Consider the following 20,771-nt stretch of genomic DNA (forward strand, 5'->3'; position numbering starts at 1 on the left):
TGCGGTGGCGATTAAATAACTCTAAATAATCTTTTTGGAAATTTGATGTTGGGGTGGATTGACCCAAAATCTTCTTCAATTCTTGGTCGTAGTCTTTTCGTCAGAAATTTGGTTAAACTCGTTGCGGAAATAACCTTCCGCCAAAAAAACACTCCCACTGGTTTTTCAATCGGCAACTTATCTTTGTCGTAATAGTCGTTGTACGCAGAATCTTTGGTCTTTTTACCTGGTTTATCCGATCCTTGATCGTCATCTTCCACCGTGTATTTTTTACCACGGTGAGCTAAATACCAGTAAAGAACCTGGATCAAATCGTTTTGAGAAAGTTTTTGTGTTAAAGCGCGCTTACGCAAAACCATCACCCGAGAAGTTTTGAGCTGCCTTTTTGCTCGGCACTTAAGTCCAATCCTTGGAAATCCTTTTCCTCAACTTTATCAACGATGTACTTGTTAACAAATCGTAGAGATACTTTCTCTCGCGATCCATCGCGTCAATTTCTAAGTCAATCAGTCCGTGTTTTTTTTAAAAGTTTGATGTAATCAAGTTTTAAATTTTTGCGACGGTTTTTAAGTCGGCGAGCTGATCTTTTTTGGCGACGAATTTGATTTTCTAAGTGGTGATCTTTTGGATCATCAACCGTTTCAAACAATCGCACTCCGTGCTTAATTATTTTAAGATTTTCATCTAGAATCGCTCAACAACCGAAGCAATTCCAATATCAAGTCCGATATTAACTTTTTTACGCGCTAGTTCTTGTTGCATTTATACACCCTAATTAGCCTGACAAAGTTAGTCAGGTTTGCTGCGTAATAAAACTATATACTATCCACGCGCGACAATAATTACTTTTTTGACCAAGTTCGTTTGTTCTCAACTCGCGGACCAACAAAAGTTTTGTAGTAAGACGCGTTGGTAGTGATGCCTAGAAAAATGAAGTAAGTAATGATCAGCGAAGATGTGCCGATGTACATGATCGCTCCCACGGTGCATAACGACTGTAACTCCACATGTTAGCAATTGCTCCAAAAACGGCTAAAAACAAACTAGTCGGCAAAGCGCTAACCATGGCACCCGGCAAAACTTGCCGAGTTTTAATTTGAAAAACGCGGTGAAAAGCGGTAGAAAAAAAGAAACATCATCAGCATCAAAACGAAAAGACCAAAAATTAAAAAGATGTACATGATTGCTTCCTGCGCCACCGGGTCAATTGGCAAAGCGTGTACTTCGCGGTCCACAATGATGTTAATCGTTAAAGCAATTGCCAAAATAACCGTGAACTGTAAAACCAACATCATGCCGCGAAACTTATTCATCCAGTACCCGCCCACAAAACGGTGTTCGTAAAGGTAAGATTGGGTGTAAATTAGTTTGGCAAATCCGCCCGCTGCAATTCAGGTAGTAATGATTAGGAAAAACAAAATGGCAAAGCGGTGCCTAAGTTGGTAGTTCAACCCGAAACGGCCTCGCCAATTTGACTGATGATGTCCCTCATACCAGGAATAAACTTCCCCAGCACCTCGGCAATCGGATCTCTATCACCCGTTGAAATGAATTCTTTAAAACCAGGGATTGAGTAAATGAACATGATAATCGTCATGATCGGCATAAACGACATGATTAAGTAAAAAGCGATTGAAGAGGGAATGTAAATAAAGTCCGAAGACATAATCCGCTTATAAGTCCTGTCAATGATTTCAAAGTTTTTTTGCGGATCTCTCCAACGACTTGGTTTGACAACAATTCTTAAAGCGATGAAAATGATGAATTTAATTAGTTTTTCGTAAAAGGGGATTTGCGCTGAGAATCAACGAGCAAAGATGAAATTAACTTGAACTGTTTCGGTTTTTTCTTTTTCTTAATTTTTTGGGTTTTTTCGTAGCCAGCGTCTAATCCCTTATTTCTTTTGAACATTAGTTTTCAATTCTAACCGCACTAACTCGCTGAGCATTTTCGCATCGGCTTGACCACGGGTTTCACGCATGATTTGACCAACGAGAAGTTAGCGACTTTGTCCGGTTTGTCAGAGTTTTTTCCCAATGAACTCCCGGTTTGCAAGCACGGTTTTCTTAATTATCGCACTGATTTGACCTTGATCCAACTTTTCGCGGGCTCTAGACTCTTTAACAACTTGGTCAAACGTGGTTTGGCCCTGGTCTAGCTTAATTAAAGTTGGTTTAAGTTGAGCAATTGGCAAATCGCCTTGGCTAACGAGCTTGACAAGTTCCCCAAATTCGGTCGGTTTAATTTTTAAATTTGCTAGTCCGCGGTTTTGGTAATTAGCTAAAGCCATTAGATGACTGAAAAATAGACGCGCCCCTTGCTGATGATTATAAAGTTAACTGCATCAAAGTAAGCGCTTTGTCGGGGCTACTCACTAACTGTTCTATGTACTGTGGTTCAACGCCAAGTTTTTGGTACCGTGAACGTTTTTGCCAAGGGAGTTCGGCGATTTTAATTTGCTCACCCAGGCGCGATCTAGTTTAATCGGCGGAATGTTTGGTTCGGCAAAGTATTTGTAATCAATTGCAGCGGTTTTTTCGCGCATAGTCACCGTCTGGCCACTTGCTTCATCAAAAACGCTTAGTAGCTTGAACCACTTTTTGACCGCTATCTAAAGTTTTGGTCTGCACTTGCGTTTCAAACTCAACTGCCTTCAAAATGTTTTGCAAAGAATTAAGGTTTTTGATTTCCACTTTAGTCCCATAACCATCAGATTGCGGCTTGTTAAGAGAGATGTTAATGTCTGCCCGCAGCGATCCTTCTTCCATTTTGGCATCGGAAATGTTAAGCGTTTGAGCAATTAGGCGAATTAAATTTACGTATTCATGAGCCTCTTGAGCACTAGATAAATCTGGTTCGCTGACAATTTCAATTAGCGGCACTCTGCGCGGTTGTAGTCAAGCAAGTCAATTCGCTTGATGGTGTTGAGCGCGCCGTGTCTTCTTCAAGGTGAATCCGGGTAATTCGAACTTTTTTTTTCGTTTCTCAAGTGCAAAATTCCCTTCGTGGCAATCGGTTCAAAATTGTGGGTTATTTGGTAGCCCTTGGGCAAGTCCGGATAAAAGTAGTTTTTCCGATCAAACTTTAACTGATCTGCAAGTTGCATCTCTAGCGCCTTAGCGAGCTGAATCGCTTTTTCAACCGCCGCTTGGTTAACAGTTGGCAAAGTGCCCGGGTAGCCTAAATCAATTTCGTTAATCAAAGTGTTTGGCTCAGCGGCAAAATCAACGGGCGAACCGGAAAACATTTTCGTTTTAGTGTTCAGCTCTAGGTGAATCTCGATGCCGATTCGTACTTGGTAATTTTTAGTCACGCTTTGCTCCGATCAGTTTTTCAAAGTAAAGCGCGTGGGAAAGCAGTTTTTTGTCGTGGTAAATTTTCGCGTCCAACAGTAGTCCGACCGGCATGCCTTCTTCCCTAGTAAAGGGAATTGAAACCGACGGGTTACCAACCAAATTTTGAAACGGCGCAGTACTCACTAGTTCAAACATTTGGTTTACCGCTTTCTCAAGTCGGCGCAAAAGTCGTGGTTGGAAAAACTAGGACATCGTAATGGTCAAAAATTTGGTTGTAGCGGTCGTGAATTAAGCGGCGAAGAATTAATGAGTAAGAAATTACTTCGTAATTGGGTCAATTAGTTCAAAAAGTCTCTTGCTCTAAATTGACAACCTCAGTTTTGACGCCATCCTTGTTTAACTTGTCTTGCAAATCCAAGTAGGCTTTTTTTAACCGTGGGCGATAGTTGACCGTAATCGTTTAAAAAAGCAACTCGCTGGTTTAACCAATTGAACTTCTGCCGCTCTCTACTTCCTAGTAGTTAAATCACGCGATCTTGACCAAAAAGCGCTTGCTAGCCACAATCGCGTCTGTTAACTTGAGTAATTCATCCGACTGATGTCTAACGAAGAGGCGAAGCAAACATGCCGTAGCGCGACACCGCTCCGTAAGAGGTTTAAAACCAACTAGCCCGCAGTAGAAGCTGGTAAACGAACTGAGTTCCCGTGTCTGAACCAATCGCCAAACCAATGTTTTGCAAAAGTTGCCACCAAACCCGATGAAATCCGCCGGGCATACGAGTTGAATCTAGCGGATTATTAATTTTTCCTCAGCCGAGTGCTCCCCATCCACCTAGTCAAGTTCGTTCCATGTGAACTTTAGCACAATGCCGGCTCCCGCTTGGCGCAATTTAGTTACAACCGCGCGTCATAACCAGGCTCAAAACCAACCAAAATTCGAGAAGAGGCTTGAGTCGCGCGTCGGCAGTTGCGTAAAGTTCTTGATTGTGACGACAACTTGACTAAGCAGCCCGGCGCCAAACTCCACTTTTGTAAAGAGACTAAAGCTGGGTTTGAATCATTTTGATTCATGAATCGTTGACCTAAGTTGCCTTTTTGTTTAAACACTAGAGCACCTTTTTTAGACTAACCAAACCGTTTTGCTGGCTCGGAGCGTTTTTTAGACAAATTTCGCGTCAATTTGGTGATTGGCTCATCAACTCGCAAATTTAAAAATGGCAAGTTTGCCCAATCAAACAAGCGATTTACGCCGCTCACATCAACCTTTTTGAGGCGATAATTTTAGTCTCTAAAAGTTCGTACTCCTGCTCTAATTGATATCCAGCACCTCAGAATTGACTTCTAGCATTAAGTATTGGCAACTTTAGTCAGTTTGGCTCCGGTCCATGCTAAACTTCCTCCTGCAAAATTTTCTTGAGCTGTTTTTCCCTCAATAAACTTTAATTTTTAACTGCTCGCCTTATAACTAATTTGGAACCCGATCTTGACCAACCACTAAGTAGTTAGCTTGAGTGACGGCGCTTTCACGTTGCCGCCTTGGCTTCAATCATGCTAACGTACTTTTCGCGGGGCACATAAGGGTGCGTCAAAACAAAGTTAACGCCAACTAAATTTTACTTCCGCGAACTTCCGACTGCTCTATTTTAAACCGAGTTGGCAAACTTACTTAACATCTTAATGTTAGCCGCGTCGCGGTAAAAAAACTGTGGACTGAATTAGTGACCCGGGCCAAGAGTTAAAATTTTGCTCAATTTGAGCGGTTCGGCAGATGCTAAAATTATCTAACGAACCAAGCGCTGACTTAGAATTTTGACGCGTTTTGCACCGACGTGGCGATTATTCCTAGTCCGTAAATAAACTTGGCAACGGGCGCTTTTAGCTCTTCAATGCTTTAGAAGTTAGCAGTGATTTATCGCTGAACTTAGGTAGTTCTAAAATGCGGTCTCGCTGGGTTCCAAAGCAAAAATGGAGAGTAAATCGCTGACCAATTTTTCGCTTAAAAAATAACTCTAAATCATGTGGAAAGACCCGGAATGTCCATCGCTCCCTTGGAAACAAAGTGTTCAAGGCTAGCTAAAATGCGGCCGGACAGTTGATTTAGGACAATACTGTCCACTTCGCCGTTAATCTTAAAAGACGCGTATTTGACAGCGCGGGCAATGGGTCGCTTCTGCCAAGGCTGAGAGTTGACTTTGCGCGCAACTCCGAGCACGCGAGAATAATCGCGCTGACTTTTTCACTTTTACTACATCCCCCACGTAAATGTTGCGCTCGCTACGTAGTCAGCATTATGGAGCGTAGCCGCGCTGACAATCGTACCCGCTAAGCGAATTGCTCTATTGGCGTTATAAGTCACATCACCCGTTCGACCAATGCTAGGAAAAATCGCGTTTAACTTTGGTTTGGCCAACTTCTTCGGCAAATTTATAAGCGATCATTGACTTGATACTTGGCAGTCTGCCAATGTCCTCGTAAAGTTTTAAGTCATTAACTTTGATAACAACTCCGTCGTGTCGTAATATTAACTTTTTCACATCACCCGTTCGACCAATGCTAGGAAAAATCGCGTTTAACTTTGGTTTGGCCAACTTCTTCGGCAAATTTATAAGCGATCATTGACTTGATACTTGGCAGTCTGCCAATGTCCTCGTAAAGTTTTAAGTCATTAACTTTGATAACAACTCCGTCGTGTCGTAATATTAACTTTTTAGCTTGGTCGGCCAGTTTTTGCGTTTGTTTAACCGCCGCCTTGATACCAACAACTACTTGGCCGTGAGGCTCAATCGGTAGCCCCTGACTTTTGATAAAGTCAATAAAGTCAAGCACATCTTTTGACCAGGTAATTGGTGTGCCAAAGGATTAACTAGCGCATAAAAAAAAGCGTTTAACCGGCGCTTTTGGACCACCTTGGCATCTAGTTGCCTAAGCGTGCCAGCCGCGGCATTGCGCGGGTTAGCAAAGCGCTGATCGGTCTGGGAGTTAAGTTGGTTAAAAACTTGGTGGCTAAGGTAAATTTCACCGCGAAACTCAACCTCTTGTTTGGAGGGATTTGATACGGAATGTCAGCGATCATTTTAACGTTGTGAGTAACATCTTCGCCCACTAATCCATCGCCGCGCGTTAACGCTTGGGTTAAGATGCCTTGGCGGTAAATGAGCGCAATTGAAACGCCATCAATTTTAAGTTCGCAAACATATTCAAGCGGTTGACTACGGGCGAGTTGATTCATTATGTGCTGATCAAAACGAATTAAATCCGCCTCATCAAAAGCGTTAGCCAAGCGACATCATTGGTTGCTGTGGGCGACTTTTTGAAAACGCTGGTCAACTTTTCCGCCGATCCGCTGGGTAATTGAATCGGGGCTAACTAGACTAGGAAATTGCTGCTCTAACTTTTCAAGTTGTAAGTAAGCTGCGTCATAAACAGCGTCGCTTACGCTGGGAGCATCTTTTTCGTAGTATTCCTTGGATCAGCGCTCCAGTTTACGGCGCAGTTCAGCCACCTTTTGGGCGGCCTTTTTTTCGTTCATAGCCTAATTATAAGGCAAGGTCTGTGCGCTAAAAGGACTAGTCGAGGAGTTCTTCTTAGAGTTAATTGATTTTTTGCGGTAACGCTTTTCAAGACTCTGAATCTGTTTCTCAATTTTGACTTCGGCTCGCATTTTACGAAGACGATCCTTGAGCTTAAGTTTAACCTCGCGCGGTGTTAAAGGCGTAACCGTGAGCGGTATTTTGGCAAAATCAGCCGTGCGGTTAACTTTACCTTTCAAAATCGCTAACTCCTGATTTAAGTAATCAATCCGCTGGTCTAAACCAGTTAAACGGATGTAGTTGACTAAAGTTTTAATCAAGATGTAAATTAACAGACCAAAAATCCAGAGAAAAACTCATTCCATGCCGTGGGGCAGTTCGAGGCCAAACACGTAAAAGCAAAAAGGCTGAAAAGGTTGGGTGCAACGTAGCCAAAAATTTGCAACATTTGAACGATGAAAATGTAAATCACGGCCAAGGTGTAAACGCAGTTTAAAACTAACCAAGTAATCATTGACTTGAGTTGCACACGCTTGCGTTTTATTTCAACAAAAAATCAAACCAAAGTGGCTAGCGCCAGAGCCAAGGAGCAGTGTCGGCATGCTAATTCCGATCACACGCCAATTTGAATTCGTAAATCTGGGAGATTATTCATGGTTAGACGGGCCCCTTTTCAAACGTTGAACAACTAAAATTGATATCAACCACCTCAAAACTTGCATCCACCTTCGTCAGCGCGTGGGATAAAGTCCGGAGTATTTCCGTTTCAGAGGATTAATTTTCAAATTTACGCCTACTTCGGTAAAAAGATACTGGTTCATTAATAATAAAGCAATTGCGTCGGGTCCTGACCAAGTGTCATCCCGAATTAGTGTTTCCAGCGTTTTCAATTTGAAAAAGACGAAAGCGTAAAACCGGGTCGGAAATGTAGCGTCTAGTTGAACGCTTGAGCGCTCAAGTTAGGATTTTGTCGGATCAACGCCTTTTTTTAGACCGCTTGGCGTCGGTAAAACGCGTAGCCAAAACAAAGTCATTTTTTTGAGCCTGCTTGGTCAATTTTTGGATGTCGCTTACTTCAAAAAAGTTGGATCCGTCAAACTCAACCACGGCCTGGTACTCCTGAGCTTGGGCGTAGCGCAAACCAATCTTAAAAGCTTGACTGTAACTGGTTGGTAGGGGTGTTGAAAGGTAAGTCATTTTGTTGTTGTCTAACAAATCAATCGTGCGATCGGTAGACCCGTGGTCAACGACTAAATAGTCAACTTTTGGATTGGCCTTTTGGATTTGTTCCACGACTTGTAAAATCGTTTTTTTCAACGTTGACAACCGGGATAACCAACAAAACTTTCATACTTTTATTATAGAAACATTTGCTGAACATTAGTCTATGTCTTTTGGCGCTTTGAAGCATTTTTGTCTTGAATTACAGCGGAACTACAAAACTGCAACCAATAATGTTTGATGTCATCCAATTATTTCGCCCATGATAATTTCGGGCTAAAAACTTGAAGCTTCCCTACCATTGAGGGTTGTCGCTAATTTGTAAATCTTTTAAGTAATCTAACGGAGGTTTAAACTAGAGAACTTAATTCGGTAGCAGTGCAAATAAAGACGTTTGGCTGGTTTACCGCCGTACTTTTTATCGCCTCAAATCGGTTGACCTAGCTCTGCCAAAGTAACTCTAATTTGGTGTTTTCGACCAGTTTTTAACTGCGCGAATTGCTGGCCTTTTCGTTTCAAAAACTGTTTGACTGATCTTTCCCTTGGGCAGCAACTTTTTGGCGACCTTTTTGGCGATCATCTGCCAATTTCAAACTGATCTCTTGGTTAACGGGACGGTCAGTTTTAAGAAGGTAGGTTTTTTCAATTTGATCTTGTTGAGCATTGAGTCTGGTTAAAGCCAATAATTCTTTGCGTAAATAATTAGTCCGGAAGTCTCTTGGTCTAGCCGACCAACGTGAGAAGGACGAAAACTTGAGTTGCCTTAAAACGTAAGTAAGTTAAAACTTGCTCGTCCAAGTTATCGCTCTTTCCGTGAACAATTAACCCGGCCGGTTTGCTAACGACTAAAATGTTTTGATCTTCGTAAACAAGTTTAAAAGTTGGTGGACGCCGAAGAAAAGATTTAGGCGAAGCGTCGGCTTTTTAAGACCGTAAACAACAATTAAATCTCCGCTTTGTAGTTGGTAGTTTTTGCAACTTGGCGTTGACTATTTAAAGTTAAGTCGCGCTGACGAAAAAGCCGCTCAATCCGACTGACTGGTACGTCGGGCAACATTTTCCGTAAAAACTTAAATAGCGTGCGACCTTCGTCATCAGAGTTGGCGGTTCATTTTAACATCACGATTAAAACTACTTTAAAAAGGTTAATTTGGCCGTAATAATACGATGGAGCAAGTGACGGGAATCGAACCCGCATCGTCTGGTTGGAAGCCAGAAATTCTAGCCATTAAACTACACTTGCGGAAAGAACTTTTCCATTATAGCACCAATTTAATGCTCGCGCATGAATTGCTCAACCAGCGCTAAAACTTCTTTTTCACTCGCACAAACAAGCGATTTTTGGGCTAATTTAACCGCTTCAACTTGGGTCAGACGGGCGATTTGTTGGCGAGCCGTCAAAATTGATTCGGCCCCCATTGAAAACTCATCTAAACCAAGGCCAATTAAAATCGGAATTGCCCTTTGTCGCCAGCCATCTCACCACACATACCAACCCACTTGTTGTGTTTGTGACCGCCCTCAATCGTAGCCCTAATTAAATGCAAAATCGATGGGGTTGAGCGGTTGGTAAAGGTAGCGACTTTTTGGTTCATGCGATCGTGGGCCATGCTGTACTGAATTAAATCGTTGGTACCGATTGAAAGAAAATCAGCGTGGCGGGCAAACTGCTCCGATAAAACTGCCGCGGCTGGAATTTCAACCATCATTCCAACTTGAATTCGCTTGGCCACCTTTGTGCCCGCTTTAACTAGCGAGTTGTAAACGCTTTGGTAAATTTTCTTAGCCGCTAGAAATTCTTCTAACGTAGCTATCATCGGAAACATAATCGCCAAGTTGCCGTGGATCGAAGCACGAATTAAAGCTCTAAGCTGGGTTCGGAAAATATCGGGCTTGTCTAAAGAAAAACGGACCGCTCGATTACCCAGGAAAGGATTGTCTTCGACCGGGAACTTGTGATAAGCCAACGTCTTGTCGCCTCCGATGTCAAGCGTGCGTACCACCACTGGTCGGGGCGCCATTTTTTTTAAAATTTGCCGGTAAATCTTGTACTGCTCTTCTTCGCTTGGCCAATGTTGGCTGTGCATGTAAATAAACTCTGAGCGAAAAAGTCCAATCCCTTCGGCGTCGTTAGTTAGAACTTTCTCAAGATCCTCCAAAGAACTGATGTTAGCCGCTAACTCAACTTGATGGCTATCTAACGTGCAAGTTTTTTTGCCGCGAAACTTCTCTGCGCTAGCGCGTTGAACTTCCGCCGCAATCATTTTAGTTTGCAGACGTTTTTTTTCCTCAAGCGTTGGTTTTACAATCACCATGCCAGTTTCGCCATCAATCGCGACTGGATCGCCAGTTTTTATTTTCTTGAGTAAATTGCTAACGCCAAGCACAGCCGGAATTTGGCGGGCTCGGGCAATAATTGCCGCGTGGGAAGTTTGACCACCAATTTCGGTGGCAAAAGCTAAAACTTGATCGTTCATTTGAGCGCTTTGGGAAGGTGTAATGTCGTGGGCCACAATTACAACTGGTTTTTTGATTTGCGAAAGATCTACCCGCTTAACACCTGCCAGCGCAAAAGCGATTTGATTAGCAACATCCTTAATGTCGCTCGCTCGCTCGCGCATGTAAGCGTCTTCCATGTTTGCAAAAAGCGTCACCCACTTGCTGCTAACTTGGTCAAGCGCTCAAAGTGCATTGGTCTTTTTGTCTTTGATTAAAGTTTCAACTTCGCCTAACAAACTTGGATCTTGAGCAATTGAGCGGTGAGCCTCTAAAATGTCGGCTTGCGAAGTATCTGATTGAGCCCGGCTCTGTTTTTCTAAAACGCTAATTTGGTTAACGATTTGCTTGACCGCTTGGCGAAAGCGAGTTATTTCGGTTTGACTATCAGCCGGAGAAGCGGTAATTTTTAATTTTTGCTCGCTTAAAACGAGCGCATTTCCCACCGCGATACCATTTGAACTTCCGATTCCCTTCAGTACCATAGTCTGCTTAAATGAGACGGTTTTCTTGCATCGCCTTTTTAATTGCCACGATCGCCTGGTCAGCATCGTCCCCAAGCGTTTCCACGCGAACTACGTCGCCCTTTTTCACGCCTAAAGCCATCACATTCATTATGGACTTCAAGTTACCATTGCGCTCGTTAGCACCAATCGTAGCGTCGCTTTTAAACTTTGAAGCCACTCCGACCACTAGCGCAGCCGGTCGAGCGTGCAACCAACTGGATCAATAATTTTTGCTTCAAAAGATGCCATATTTCCTTCTTTTCCGCTGAACTACTAGGTTTGAAAAAATTATAACAGACTACATAGCCGGTGCAAAAAAGAGTGCTAAGACGCTAATGAATCAGCGACGCAAGCGTTTTTGTTTTAAATCACTTAACTCAACAAACTCGAAAGACGGCGGTAATGCTCAATTAAAGCTCCCACTTGTTGAGCGGCTTCTCCCTGCACTAAGGCGCTGCATTCAAACTGGGAGTTCATGGAGCGAAAATCAAAGTTGAATGTCCCAAGGTAAGCGTACTGGTCGTCAAACAAACCAATTTTAGCGTGCAAAATCATCTCGCGTGCCTGGTAGACTTTGACGCCATAAGGTTTGAGTTGACTAAGCCAAAAAAGCGTGGCCGTGTAAATACTCTTTTTATCGGGCAAACCAGGAATAAAAATCTCCACTTCCACGCCACGTAAAGTCGCCGCTTTAAGAGCTCCGAGCAAAGCGTGGGTTGGAATGAAATAAGGAGTGACAATTTGAATTTTTTGTGAGCGTTAAAAATCCAACTCACAACCGAACTTTCCAGCGGATTATCGTCAATTTCAGGTCCATCTTCCACTAACACGGCCAAGAATTCCCGCCACTTTTGTCTTCCAAAAGGTAAGACTCAAGCGGCTCTAGGGCGGACCAATCGAATTCCAATCGCCCAAAAAAAGCAGCGAATAAGAACGAACGATTGGACCGGTAATCCGCGCCTTGTAATCTAGTCAAACGCCAAAACGCTTGTCTAGGTTAGCGTATTCATCGCCGATGTTAGCTCCGCCGGTGTGAACAATTCGGCCGTCAATAATGATTAGTTTGCGGTGGTTGCGGTAAGTGTTGTTTGATCCTATGAAAGGAAAGTGAATCCGGTTCAAAATCCGAATTTCTACTCCTTGCTGACGTAAAAATTTCATTTCGTACCACGGCAAGCCCCAACGCCCAATGTCATCAATGATCATGCGTACTTTGACTCCAGCGCGCACTTTTTCAACGATTAGCGCCCGGAACTGGTCGTAAATTTCGCCAGCTTTAATGATGTAGTAATTAACGTGAATAAAATGCTGGGCCTTTTTGATGTCCGCAAAAATTTGTTCAAAACTTTGGGGCCCGCTCGCAAAAACTTCAAAATTACCCCGGTAAATACCGCGGTTAGAAAGTTTGCTTTGGTTATTAAAAAGTTCCTGACGCGTTGGTAAGGAAGTGTTTAAATCGGTGATTTCGTGTTTAAAATTTTGCTTTTGGCGGTAAATATCTAAACTGGTTCGTTCCGAATAACGTAGTCCGAAGAGCAAAAAAAGAAGTGGTCCGACCAATGGCAAAAGAATAAACACTAGCAGTCAAGATAATTTAACGTATTTGTTGCGGCGCTGACTAAAAAGCGCAAGACCTGTCACAACCGATAAAACGTAAATTAAAACTACGCCGCTAGCCCACGGCGAAACGCCTTGCTGAGCCAAAAAATAAACTAGGTAAATACCACCTAGAAACAAAAACAGCAAAACGAAATAAATGCCCGTTGTTCTTAGCCCGCGTCTTAAGTAATGCATACCCTCATAATTATAAAATCTTCCTAATTAGCCAGGGGCTAAAAAAAATGGCGGGCCAGAGAGGGCTCGAACCTCCACATCACGGAAGTGATCTACGTCCTTAGCAGGGACGCCTCTTAACCAATTTGAGTACTGACCCGGAAAATAATTACTTACATGATACTACAAACCCGCTGCCGGACCAGGCTTAGGGCCGCAAAAAAAACCACCCGGTGAGTGGTGGTCCTCACTAAGAAGTGGCCAAATCAAGAGTACATCAAGGGAATGCTTTAAACCTAGGCTCTAACTTAACGCTGATGGCTAAATAGACCAAGGCAACGATAGGGATATAACGGACAAATAACTACTTTAATTGAACTCTAAGATAAGAATGAAAAGCGAGTAGGAGTAACGAATAAGCCGTCTAGTTTGATTTGGCACCCATTTTCTTAGTGCCCCTTCATTATAGACAAACTGAAAACTGGAAATTTATATTCCCAATTTTGGAAATTTTGCTAGATAACTCCGATCGACGAAAGGATGCCGATTGAAATACCAAATAGAACCAAAGTGGCCACCGCATCAATAACAGTTGTAATCAGCGGACCCGATAAAAGCGCCGGATCAAGACCGACTTTCTTAGCTAAAAGCGGGATGATTGAACCGACGGTTTTCGCAATCACAATCACGATCCAAAGCGCTAACGAAGAGGTGAAAGCCAGCAGGATAAAATCGCTGTCGTGAATATCGCCCGAAATTGAGTAGTAAATGATTAGCCGCACAAAGTTAAAAATAGCCAAAGAAAAACCGATCAGCATCGAAACAAGTAGTTCTTTGCAAACGACTTTCAAATAATCTTTGGTCGTAATGTCGCCAACGGCTAAACCTCGGATTACCAAAGTGGATGTTTGCGTGCCAGCATTTCCAGCCGCGTCCATCACGACAGGGATAATCGCGACTAACGCCGAAGTTAAGACCGAACCAAGTCGCAACTGGGAAACATTTTTGAAAATGTCAATAAAAATTGAAGCTACCGTTGATGAAAGCATCAAAATTAAGAGTCAAATCATCCGGAACGGTAAGTGGTAAAAACCGACGTTTCGGTGTAAGTTTTTTTCCTCAGTCCCACTAACTCCAGCAAACTTACGAAAGTCGTCGATGGCAATCTCTTTAATTACGTCAATCATGTCGTCGGCAAAAACCATTCCAACCACCTCTTTTTGGGTGTTTAAAACTGGTAGAACCGACATGTCTTGCTCAGCAAAAATAATCGCAGCGTCTTCTTTGTGGGTAGTTGTACGGAGTTCGGTGCTAACTGGGCGGACGAGTTTTTGAATCTTCGTGTCAGCTTTAGCAAAGACAAGATCTTCCAAAGCCACGTAACCAACCAGTTGGTTGCGCGCATTAACGACGCAAAAATAGTGGGCTAGCCGAGCTTCGCTTTTTTCTTCTTTAATTGTTTCAAGCGCTTTCTTAGTCGTGAAAGTTTGACGCAGCAAAACGATGTCAACCGACATAATTGAACCGATTTGATTGTCGTGGTAGCGGAGAATTTTGTTGATGCTCTCCTTAGTCTCTTTGTCGGTTGCTAGCGAAAGAATTCGCTTAGCTAGTTCAATTGGCACCTCTTCAACAAGGTCGGCAATGTCGTCGGTGTAAAGTTCGCCCACGATAGTTTTAATTTCCGAATCGGTAAAAGAACTGACTAACTCCTCTTGGAAATCAGGGTCAAGCGCAGCAAAAATGTCCGACTGACTAGTCGTGTTTAAAAGTCGAAAGTAGAGCACTCGTTCGGTCGGAGTGAACTCTTTGAGCATTTTAACTATGTCGGCAACGGGAGTAACTTTGGTGATTTTACGAATTTGCGGAACATTTTTGGCTTTGATGGCGGCTTGTAAAGTCATTGGTGGCTCGTTTAACTGAGATACTCGGTTAACTTTTCTTGGAACTCACTAGATTTACAACCACAAACTTACTTTTGAGCGTAAAAGTGATCGCTCCCGAAGTTTCCGAAACCACGATTGTTAAGGCGTCGGTGCTTTCAGAAATGCCTAGCGCGGCACGGTGACGCGCTCCAAAGCGGTTACTAATTGACTTGGAGGTGATTCGGTAGTAAGTCGCAGCGTACTTGATTTTGTTGTCTTGGATAATAATCGCGCCATCGTGAAGAGGAGAGTTTTTGTTAAAAATAGCCAAAATTAAAGCCGAGGAAATGTTAGCGTCTAACTTCACGCCGTCAGTGCGATAGTTGTCAAGCGTGTCTTTGTTAATGATGGAAATAATCGCCCCGACTTTGTTGCGTGAAAGTTCCACTACTGCGTCGTTAATTTGGTGAACTAAACGAATTCGTGAAGACTCGCCGAGTGTTTTGTAGTTGGGCTTAAAGTGGTGCTCACGTGCCCACTTAATGATCCAAGGCAAAAGTTGCACCACCATAATCACAACTAGCAGCGCAATTACGACTATTCCAATTACTTTGAAATTTTGTTGGTCACTCACTTTTAAACTAAGTCTTCTCGCCCTCGAATTACTACCATTATATGTTTTTTAATCGGTTTTTTGCAAACTGGACAAAGACGGCGTTTTTAAAGGGCGTTTTTCCAAAAAATCAGCGATATAACGAACGTTTTGCTCCGATAATTTGCTTGGATGGGTAGTTTTTTCCAAAAATTTTCCGCCCACTAAATCAAAACCGAGTTAAGCGCTCGCGTGAAGGAATTAAGATCTTCAATTTCAAAAGCAACGGTTTTAATTTGGGGAGCAATTTTGCGAATCTGCTCGGATGCGCAAACGTTTAACGCCTCGCTGGCACAGAAAAGGAATTTCGGTCGTAGTTGCTCAAGTCAAATTAGTCGAAAAGATTTGGAAGCAAAAAAAGCGATTCGAACGCCTTGCTTTTTGAGAAGCAAGACATTTTGCCTAAGTTTACCTCACTCGCGAACTTTAGCCAGTAAATGGTCGGCAAAAATCAAAACCACTTGGGTAGGCAAAACATCCATACTCTCAAGTCGTCGCATGAAGATGCGAGCGTCAAAATCGGTGGTTAAAATTTGCGGAGCGTAAAAAAAGGCCAGACTAGTTCGTGAAGTTAACTTGCTCAGCGATGTGAAGGCGACGTAACGGTCAAAAACTCTCTGTCAACCCAAAAAGTTGATGTATTTGTTGACCGTCTCTTTCAAATCTGAGTAATCAACTTTTTCAGTTCTGACAAAGTTTAAAACGGTTTGACCTTTCTTAAGGTCATAAAGCGGCACGAAGTAGTTAACAAAGTTATCCAAACCAATGCGCTTATCCAGCAAAGAAAGTTCACGGGTTTGGTTAACAATTTTTCGTTCAACCACAGGGTCAAAAAGCTGAACCACGTTTTCGCGGTTTTTGCTGAAATTGGCCAGGGCAAAGTTAGCCATGTCGTTGAGCTGTCAAATCGATTGCGATTGCAAACCGTAAAAAGCAACTCCCGCGTAAATTTTAACGGGGACCTTTTCTTCCCAAGAAGTTAAGTAGGTAGTTGAGCGACGTTTCACGATTTTTTCCAACGTAAATAAAGCGTCTTGCGGACTTCGATCTGAAGACGCGTTGCCCGTTAAACTAAAGCGGTAGTCGGGTTTGGCGCTCAGGGGTAGAAAAAAACCGTAACGTTTTTGGTCAGCACGAAACAAAATCGCCTCGCTGGGAAAAGCCTTTTCAAAGTCTAATAAAACGCTCTCGCGAATTTCCAAGTTTTTTTCGATCGAGCGTAAAGGCGGATAACGGAAAACGAAAATGCCGTAAATACCAAAATTAACTTTTTGTTCGCTAATTAATTGCCCAATTGCAACATCGCGTAAGCTAGTTCGGTAGTAACGCGAAAAATTAAAGTTAACTGCTTGGTACAAAATGTTGGCCGAAACTAAAAAGTTGATTGCCAAAACTAAAAACGAATAAACCACGAAAGCGGTTAAAAATGGAAAGAAGTGAATTTGCGCGATTTTTTGTCAACCAACTTGGTAAACCTGTTGCCAAACTATGAGTGTGACGGCGCTGACCAATAAGCAAGCATTGATCACCCAGGCGTTGTAAGAATACTTGTTTTTTTCAAAATTTAACGATTTGACCAACGATCAGCCGAGCGCAAACCAAATAAGTGTTAAGTAGATTAAAAGGTCAATCTCGTACGCAACCAAGTAGTAAACAAAAGGCGGCAAAACCGCTCAACTAGCTACTAAAGCGCTTTTCACGAAAAGCAGCGTTAAGCCTACAACTACAAAAAGCGGCGTAGCGTATCCAGGTGAAATCGCCCGGGCAATCAAAGCAAAAACGATTACGAAAAAGCCGTGCAAAACGCCTTCCGCCATGTCTTTGACCGCGTCGTAAATTTTCCAAGCAAAAACGGTTTTGCTAGCCGAATTTTTTCAACCACGATGTAAGAAGCGAAGAAAAAAATAACTAACAGAAATATTAGGCCGATTTGGGAAAGAGCGAACACTCCCCTATTATAAGTTGACTAAATTAGAAACTTAAATTTGCTGAATCAAATTGTTTTCGCGTCAAAGTTCGTAAAATTCGCTCAGCACTAACTCAATCTTGCCTTCGTTTTTAAATGTTTTGACGATCGTAACATCAACCATGTCGCCGATAACAAAGCGACGTTTATTGCTTCGCAAAATTAGTCCATTCTCTTCCACGCTGTACTTGCCGTCTAACAAAGATGAGAGGTGAACTAGACCGCCAGCTTTGTTAGGAAATTCCACGAAAAAACCAAACTTGCTAATCGTAGTAATTTGACCGGTGAAAGTGCGACCGATTAATTTTGAGTAAAACTCGGCTTTCTTGATGTCATCAACTCTGCGCTCTAATTCCATGGCGCGCTGCTCGGCCAAAGAGCAGTGCTGAGCAATGTCGTCCAATATTTCTCGGAAATGCCCGCTCGCTTTGGGGTCTTTCTCCACGAAGTAACGCCGCAGCATGCGGTGAACCATTAAGTCGGGGTAGCGCCTGATCGGGAAGTAAAGTGGGTGTAGTAAGTTGAAGCCAAACCAAAGTGACCGATGTTTTGAGCCGAATAAACCGCTTTGGCCATCGTGCGAAGCATCATCACTTTCATAAAATCGTCAAATCTGAGCGCTTTAATTTGGCGGATGGCAAGCGCAAACTCGGCCGGAATTGCATGGCGCGGAATTTTAACATCAAGCTCCAAAACCCGTACCACGTTTTCTAAGTTAGTCAACTTCTCTAAGTCGGGTTTGCTGTGCACGCGGTAAATAAAAGGCATTTCTAGTTTAGACACGTGCTGAGCAATCATTTCGTTAGCGCGTACCATGAAGTCTTCAATTAGCATTTCTGACTTGTCGCGTTCACGGGCAACAATGTCAACTGTTTTGCCAAGCTCGTTCACAATGATTTTTGACTCTTCAATTTCAAAATCAATGTAACCTTCCGACTCTTTCTTACGGCGAATCACACTAGCCAACTCAAGCGCTTGATCGAGCATTTTTTCTAATTCCGGTTCGTGCAGTTTTTCCTCACCGCGGTAGTAATTATTAACCGCCTGGTAAGTTAAACGTTTTTTGGACTTAATGACCGCTGGGCAAATTTGGTATTTAAGTGTTTCGCCGCGGTGATCAATTTCCATTTCAATCGCTAAAACTAACCGATCCACGTCAGGATTGAGCGAACAAATGCCGTTTGATAACTCAAATGGCAGCATTGGGATAACCCGGTCAACCAGGTAAACCGATGTGCCGCGCTCAAAGGCATCGTGGTCAAGCGGAGTGTTTTCGGGTACGTAGTAGGCTACGTCGGCAATGTAAACACCTAACCAAAAAGTCCCCTCTTTAGTTTTGCTTACCCAAATGGCATCGTCAAAATCTTTGGTGTCATCACCATCAATCGTCACGATTAGTTTTTCGCGTAAATCTAATCGACCTTCCAAATCTTTTTCCAAAACGTGAGTCGGCAACTTTTGCGATTGGTGACGAGCCGCGGTTGAAAAGCGATAGGGAACGTTAGCGTCTTCAATCGCAGATAAAATGTCTATCGCTACGTCATCGGCTTTTCCGATGATACGCACTAATTCGATCAAAACTTCGCGCGGATTAACTTCCAAAACTTTGACTTTAATTTGGTCGTTCAAGGAAACAAGCGGTTTTTTCACAAATCGAAAAGGCCCGCGGATTTTGCTATCAAGCGGTTTAATGCTTAAAAAGTCGTTTTCCAAAATCACTTGGCCCACAAAAAATTCTTTGTTGCGTTTAACCACTTCCAAGATGTAACCTTGGTAAAGCTGGGTCTGTTTGTTTTGACTCACGTTGCGCACATCTTTAAAGTAGCGCACTTTTACCATGTCGCCATTTAAGGCGTTGCCGCTGTCGCGGTTTAACACAAAAACATTTTTCTCCTCGGCTTTGACAAAACCATAACCTCGGTTTGACCCCGAACTGTAAACGCCCTCAAGTTCGCCGAGAAACTGCGGAACAAAGTATTCCTGATCATAAGTCAAAAAGATATCGTGTCGTTCAACCAGATGGTTTAACGCCCGCGATAAAGAACGGTTTTGCTCGCGAGATACGTTCAACTTACGAGCCAAAAAACTAAAAGAACTAACGCCAGAATTTTTGACGGTTTGGTAAATCAGATCTAAACTAATAGCCATTTAATGTAGTGCCCTTATAACTAACGAGATCACCAAAAGCGCCAGACCCAGCCCAAACATTAACCATTTGAGTAACTTCTTGGACCCGCGTTCTTTGGAAATTTTAAAAAGATCCAAATCGCTCGAACCAACGATCGCTCCCGAAAAAGCGTTTGAATCCGGTGCCATCATGAGAGAAACGATCAAAATTACGAATGATAGGGCGAAAAGTATCCAAACTAAAGCAATGATTGCCATCTTATTTTACCCTCCGTTTAAATTATAAAACCGCCATTAGTACCCAACCGCCAATGTAGATACTCGCGATTAGCGAAGGAACAACCAAATAATAGCGTTTTTTCTTGACAAAGTTCAAAAATGTTGCTTGGAAAGCGAGCAGAATAATCATGATGGAGGTTTGTAAACTGAGCGGCAACAGAGCGCTAACGTCTGGATTTTGGTTGAAAATCGCGTCTTTAGTGTAAATCATGTCTCCGACAAATGGAATCGCCAAGTTGAATAAGTGCGAACCAATAATCGAAAGCGTCGCAGCCGCTAACAATCGTTTACGAAGCATTAAAACAAACACAGAAGCCTCGGGCAAAGAAGTGCTAATTGAAAGAAACACGCCACCAACTACGTTGGAAGTTAAGTTGTACCCGTCGGCCATCGATTGGGCTACCCAGTTTAAAACTAAAGCTCAAACAATTAAATTCAGACCTCAAAAGACGAAGAAAAAAGTTGCCTTCTTTAACGAAATATCCTTACTTTTATAAATTGCCGGTTCATCGTCGTTATCCCCATACTTGAGTGAAACTCAAAGCGAAATAACCCAGAAAAGAAAAAAGAGAAGCGGCACAATTCCGATTGCAAACCGACCTGGCGTCCCGATTACTACGTCGCGGTTGACAGCCACCATCACCGTAAAAAAAACAATCGCTCCGGCCGACATCCAGAGCGAAATTTTAGCGTAGTGGTTTAGGTGTTTTAAAAACATGGAACGCACAAAGATAATCGCTGATACGGCCACTAAAAAAATGGAAAAAGAATTGGAACCCATGTCATCGGCGAGGCCGATCTCGGGTTTGCCGAGCAGCGCCGAACTAATTTCGGTAACTAGTTCGGGAGTTGAGGTAATTACGGCCACAAAAGTGCCGCCCAAAAATGAATCGTTCAAATTGCTCTTGTTGGAAATTACGCCCAAGTTTTGAACTAACCTAAACGAACACCAAACTAGCACGCAACTTACCAAGAGAAACCATAGAACTGATAACTTGCCGCCTAATGATCAGCTCGAGATTCAATCGGAAATAACCGCCATGGGTAGATTATACAACCA

The 20,771-nt window shown here is 42.9% G+C and carries 30 protein-coding genes, 2 tRNA genes and 2 pseudogenes; all 34 read right to left on the reverse strand.

What is annotated here, in order from left to right:
* Window positions 1-11: 11 nt before the first annotated feature.
* A complete protein-coding gene (locus tag CSH31_RS01725; RefSeq protein ID WP_161565658.1) occupies window positions 12-359 on the reverse strand; it encodes a hypothetical protein in 348 nt (115 codons plus the stop codon).
* Entirely contained in the window at window positions 335-655 is a 321-nt protein-coding gene (locus CSH31_RS01730) for a hypothetical protein (RefSeq protein WP_161565659.1), read from the reverse strand. Before CSH31_RS01730 ends, CSH31_RS01725 begins: the two co-directional genes overlap by 25 nt.
* 187 nt (window positions 656-842) lie before the next feature.
* Complete coding sequence (locus CSH31_RS04360) at window positions 843-1,007, reverse strand: hypothetical protein (protein WP_161565660.1); 165 nt, start codon at window positions 1,005-1,007, stop codon at window positions 843-845.
* An 84-nt stretch (window positions 1,008-1,091) separates the two neighbouring features.
* Window positions 1,092-1,451 carry a YihY/virulence factor BrkB family protein gene (locus CSH31_RS01735; RefSeq protein ID WP_161565661.1) on the reverse strand — a complete coding sequence of 120 codons (360 nt, stop codon included), beginning with the start codon at window positions 1,449-1,451 and terminating at the stop codon, window positions 1,092-1,094.
* Window positions 1,406-1,666 carry a hypothetical protein gene (locus tag CSH31_RS01740; RefSeq protein ID WP_128008621.1) on the reverse strand — a complete coding sequence of 87 codons (261 nt, stop codon included), beginning with the start codon at window positions 1,664-1,666 and terminating at the stop codon, window positions 1,406-1,408. The genes CSH31_RS01735 and CSH31_RS01740 overlap by 46 nt, the downstream gene beginning before the upstream one ends.
* Window positions 1,667-1,770: 104 nt before the next feature.
* Window positions 1,771-1,911 (reverse strand): hypothetical protein, encoded by a 141-nt coding sequence (locus CSH31_RS04365; protein ID WP_161565662.1) that lies wholly within the window; start codon window positions 1,909-1,911, stop codon window positions 1,771-1,773.
* Window positions 1,895-2,305 (reverse strand): annotated as a pseudogene (locus CSH31_RS01750) (hypothetical protein); the annotation flags it as partial. The pseudogene CSH31_RS01750 and the gene CSH31_RS04365, both read right to left, overlap by 17 nt.
* A 175-nt stretch (window positions 2,306-2,480) precedes the next feature.
* Entirely contained in the window at window positions 2,481-2,882 is a 402-nt protein-coding gene (locus CSH31_RS01760) for a hypothetical protein (protein ID WP_161565663.1), read from the reverse strand.
* The gene (locus CSH31_RS01765; RefSeq protein WP_161565664.1) at window positions 2,873-3,337 is read right to left on the reverse strand and encodes a hypothetical protein; all 465 of its coding nucleotides are present in this window, start codon (window positions 3,335-3,337) and stop codon (window positions 2,873-2,875) included. The genes CSH31_RS01760 and CSH31_RS01765 overlap by 10 nt, the downstream gene beginning before the upstream one ends.
* Entirely contained in the window at window positions 3,306-3,455 is a 150-nt protein-coding gene (locus CSH31_RS01770) for a hypothetical protein (protein WP_236630690.1), read from the reverse strand. The genes CSH31_RS01765 and CSH31_RS01770 overlap by 32 nt, the downstream gene beginning before the upstream one ends.
* A complete protein-coding gene (locus tag CSH31_RS01775) occupies window positions 3,445-3,714 on the reverse strand; it encodes a hypothetical protein (RefSeq protein WP_148669002.1) in 270 nt (89 codons plus the stop codon). Before CSH31_RS01775 ends, CSH31_RS01770 begins: the two co-directional genes overlap by 11 nt.
* A 238-nt stretch (window positions 3,715-3,952) precedes the next feature.
* Window positions 3,953-4,147, reverse strand: a complete 195-nt coding sequence (locus CSH31_RS01780; protein WP_128008628.1) for a hypothetical protein — start codon at window positions 4,145-4,147, stop codon at window positions 3,953-3,955.
* 1,145 nt (window positions 4,148-5,292) lie between these two features.
* Window positions 5,293-5,508, reverse strand: coding sequence for a hypothetical protein (locus CSH31_RS01785; protein WP_128008629.1), 216 nt, complete (start codon window positions 5,506-5,508; stop codon window positions 5,293-5,295).
* 163 nt (window positions 5,509-5,671) lie between these two features.
* Window positions 5,672-5,830, reverse strand: a complete 159-nt coding sequence (locus tag CSH31_RS04370) for a hypothetical protein (RefSeq protein ID WP_161565668.1) — start codon at window positions 5,828-5,830, stop codon at window positions 5,672-5,674.
* Window positions 5,831-5,849: 19 nt separating this feature from the next.
* Window positions 5,850-6,122: a hypothetical protein gene (locus CSH31_RS01795; protein WP_161565669.1), complete on the reverse strand. Its 273-nt coding sequence runs from the start codon at window positions 6,120-6,122 to the stop codon at window positions 5,850-5,852.
* An 88-nt stretch (window positions 6,123-6,210) separates the two neighbouring features.
* Window positions 6,211-6,825, reverse strand: a complete 615-nt coding sequence (locus tag CSH31_RS01805) for a hypothetical protein (RefSeq protein ID WP_128008632.1) — start codon at window positions 6,823-6,825, stop codon at window positions 6,211-6,213.
* A 3-nt stretch (window positions 6,826-6,828) separates the two neighbouring features.
* Entirely contained in the window at window positions 6,829-7,218 is a 390-nt protein-coding gene (locus CSH31_RS01810) for a hypothetical protein (RefSeq protein ID WP_128008633.1), read from the reverse strand.
* Between the two features lie 382 nt (window positions 7,219-7,600).
* The gene (locus tag CSH31_RS01815) at window positions 7,601-8,143 is read right to left on the reverse strand and encodes a glycosyltransferase (protein WP_161565670.1); all 543 of its coding nucleotides are present in this window, start codon (window positions 8,141-8,143) and stop codon (window positions 7,601-7,603) included.
* A gap of 389 nt (window positions 8,144-8,532) precedes the next feature.
* Window positions 8,533-8,730 carry a hypothetical protein gene (locus tag CSH31_RS01825; RefSeq protein ID WP_128008635.1) on the reverse strand — a complete coding sequence of 66 codons (198 nt, stop codon included), beginning with the start codon at window positions 8,728-8,730 and terminating at the stop codon, window positions 8,533-8,535.
* A 260-nt stretch (window positions 8,731-8,990) separates the two neighbouring features.
* The gene (locus CSH31_RS04375) at window positions 8,991-9,167 is read right to left on the reverse strand and encodes a hypothetical protein (RefSeq protein WP_161565671.1); all 177 of its coding nucleotides are present in this window, start codon (window positions 9,165-9,167) and stop codon (window positions 8,991-8,993) included.
* A gap of 48 nt (window positions 9,168-9,215) precedes the next feature.
* A tRNA-Gly gene (locus CSH31_RS01835) sits at window positions 9,216-9,290 on the reverse strand.
* A gap of 29 nt (window positions 9,291-9,319) precedes the next feature.
* Window positions 9,320-9,466 (reverse strand): hypothetical protein, encoded by a 147-nt coding sequence (locus CSH31_RS04380; RefSeq protein ID WP_161565672.1) that lies wholly within the window; start codon window positions 9,464-9,466, stop codon window positions 9,320-9,322.
* 26 nt (window positions 9,467-9,492) lie between these two features.
* On the reverse strand, window positions 9,493-11,094 hold the full coding sequence (ptsP, locus tag CSH31_RS01845; protein WP_345775173.1) for a phosphoenolpyruvate--protein phosphotransferase: 1,602 nt from the start codon (window positions 11,092-11,094) through the stop codon (window positions 9,493-9,495).
* Window positions 11,036-11,298, reverse strand: a pseudogene (locus CSH31_RS01850) (HPr family phosphocarrier protein). Before CSH31_RS01850 ends, ptsP begins: the two are co-directional and overlap by 59 nt.
* Window positions 11,299-11,421: 123 nt before the next feature.
* Window positions 11,422-11,796, reverse strand: a complete 375-nt coding sequence (locus CSH31_RS01855; RefSeq protein ID WP_128008639.1) for a phospholipase D-like domain-containing protein — start codon at window positions 11,794-11,796, stop codon at window positions 11,422-11,424.
* Between the two features lie 135 nt (window positions 11,797-11,931).
* Window positions 11,932-12,843, reverse strand: a complete 912-nt coding sequence (locus CSH31_RS01860) for a phospholipase D-like domain-containing protein (protein WP_128008640.1) — start codon at window positions 12,841-12,843, stop codon at window positions 11,932-11,934.
* A gap of 48 nt (window positions 12,844-12,891) precedes the next feature.
* Window positions 12,892-12,982: transfer RNA gene (locus tag CSH31_RS01865), tRNA-Ser, on the reverse strand.
* Between the two features lie 355 nt (window positions 12,983-13,337).
* Window positions 13,338-14,726 (reverse strand): magnesium transporter, encoded by a 1,389-nt coding sequence (mgtE, locus tag CSH31_RS01870; protein WP_128008641.1) that lies wholly within the window; start codon window positions 14,724-14,726, stop codon window positions 13,338-13,340.
* Window positions 14,727-14,754: 28 nt separating this feature from the next.
* Window positions 14,755-15,321, reverse strand: coding sequence for a diadenylate cyclase (locus CSH31_RS01875; RefSeq protein ID WP_236630692.1), 567 nt, complete (start codon window positions 15,319-15,321; stop codon window positions 14,755-14,757).
* A 182-nt stretch (window positions 15,322-15,503) separates the two neighbouring features.
* Window positions 15,504-17,156, reverse strand: a complete 1,653-nt coding sequence (locus CSH31_RS01880; protein WP_128008642.1) for a hypothetical protein — start codon at window positions 17,154-17,156, stop codon at window positions 15,504-15,506.
* 162 nt (window positions 17,157-17,318) lie between these two features.
* The gene (locus CSH31_RS01885; protein WP_161565674.1) at window positions 17,319-17,768 is read right to left on the reverse strand and encodes a S1 RNA-binding domain-containing protein; all 450 of its coding nucleotides are present in this window, start codon (window positions 17,766-17,768) and stop codon (window positions 17,319-17,321) included.
* Between the two features lie 11 nt (window positions 17,769-17,779).
* Entirely contained in the window at window positions 17,780-19,453 is a 1,674-nt protein-coding gene (locus CSH31_RS01890; protein WP_128008644.1) for a VacB/RNase II family 3'-5' exoribonuclease, read from the reverse strand.
* Entirely contained in the window at window positions 19,454-19,690 is a 237-nt protein-coding gene (secG, locus tag CSH31_RS01895) for a preprotein translocase subunit SecG (protein WP_127942769.1), read from the reverse strand.
* A gap of 22 nt (window positions 19,691-19,712) precedes the next feature.
* The gene (locus CSH31_RS01900; RefSeq protein ID WP_127942770.1) at window positions 19,713-20,753 is read right to left on the reverse strand and encodes a hypothetical protein; all 1,041 of its coding nucleotides are present in this window, start codon (window positions 20,751-20,753) and stop codon (window positions 19,713-19,715) included.
* Window positions 20,754-20,771 lie beyond the last annotated feature (18 nt).

It is taken from the genome of Mycoplasma sp. ATU-Cv-508, assembly GCF_004011945.1.
Classification (GTDB): domain Bacteria; phylum Bacillota_I; class Bacilli_A; order Mycoplasmatales; family Metamycoplasmataceae; genus RYZV01.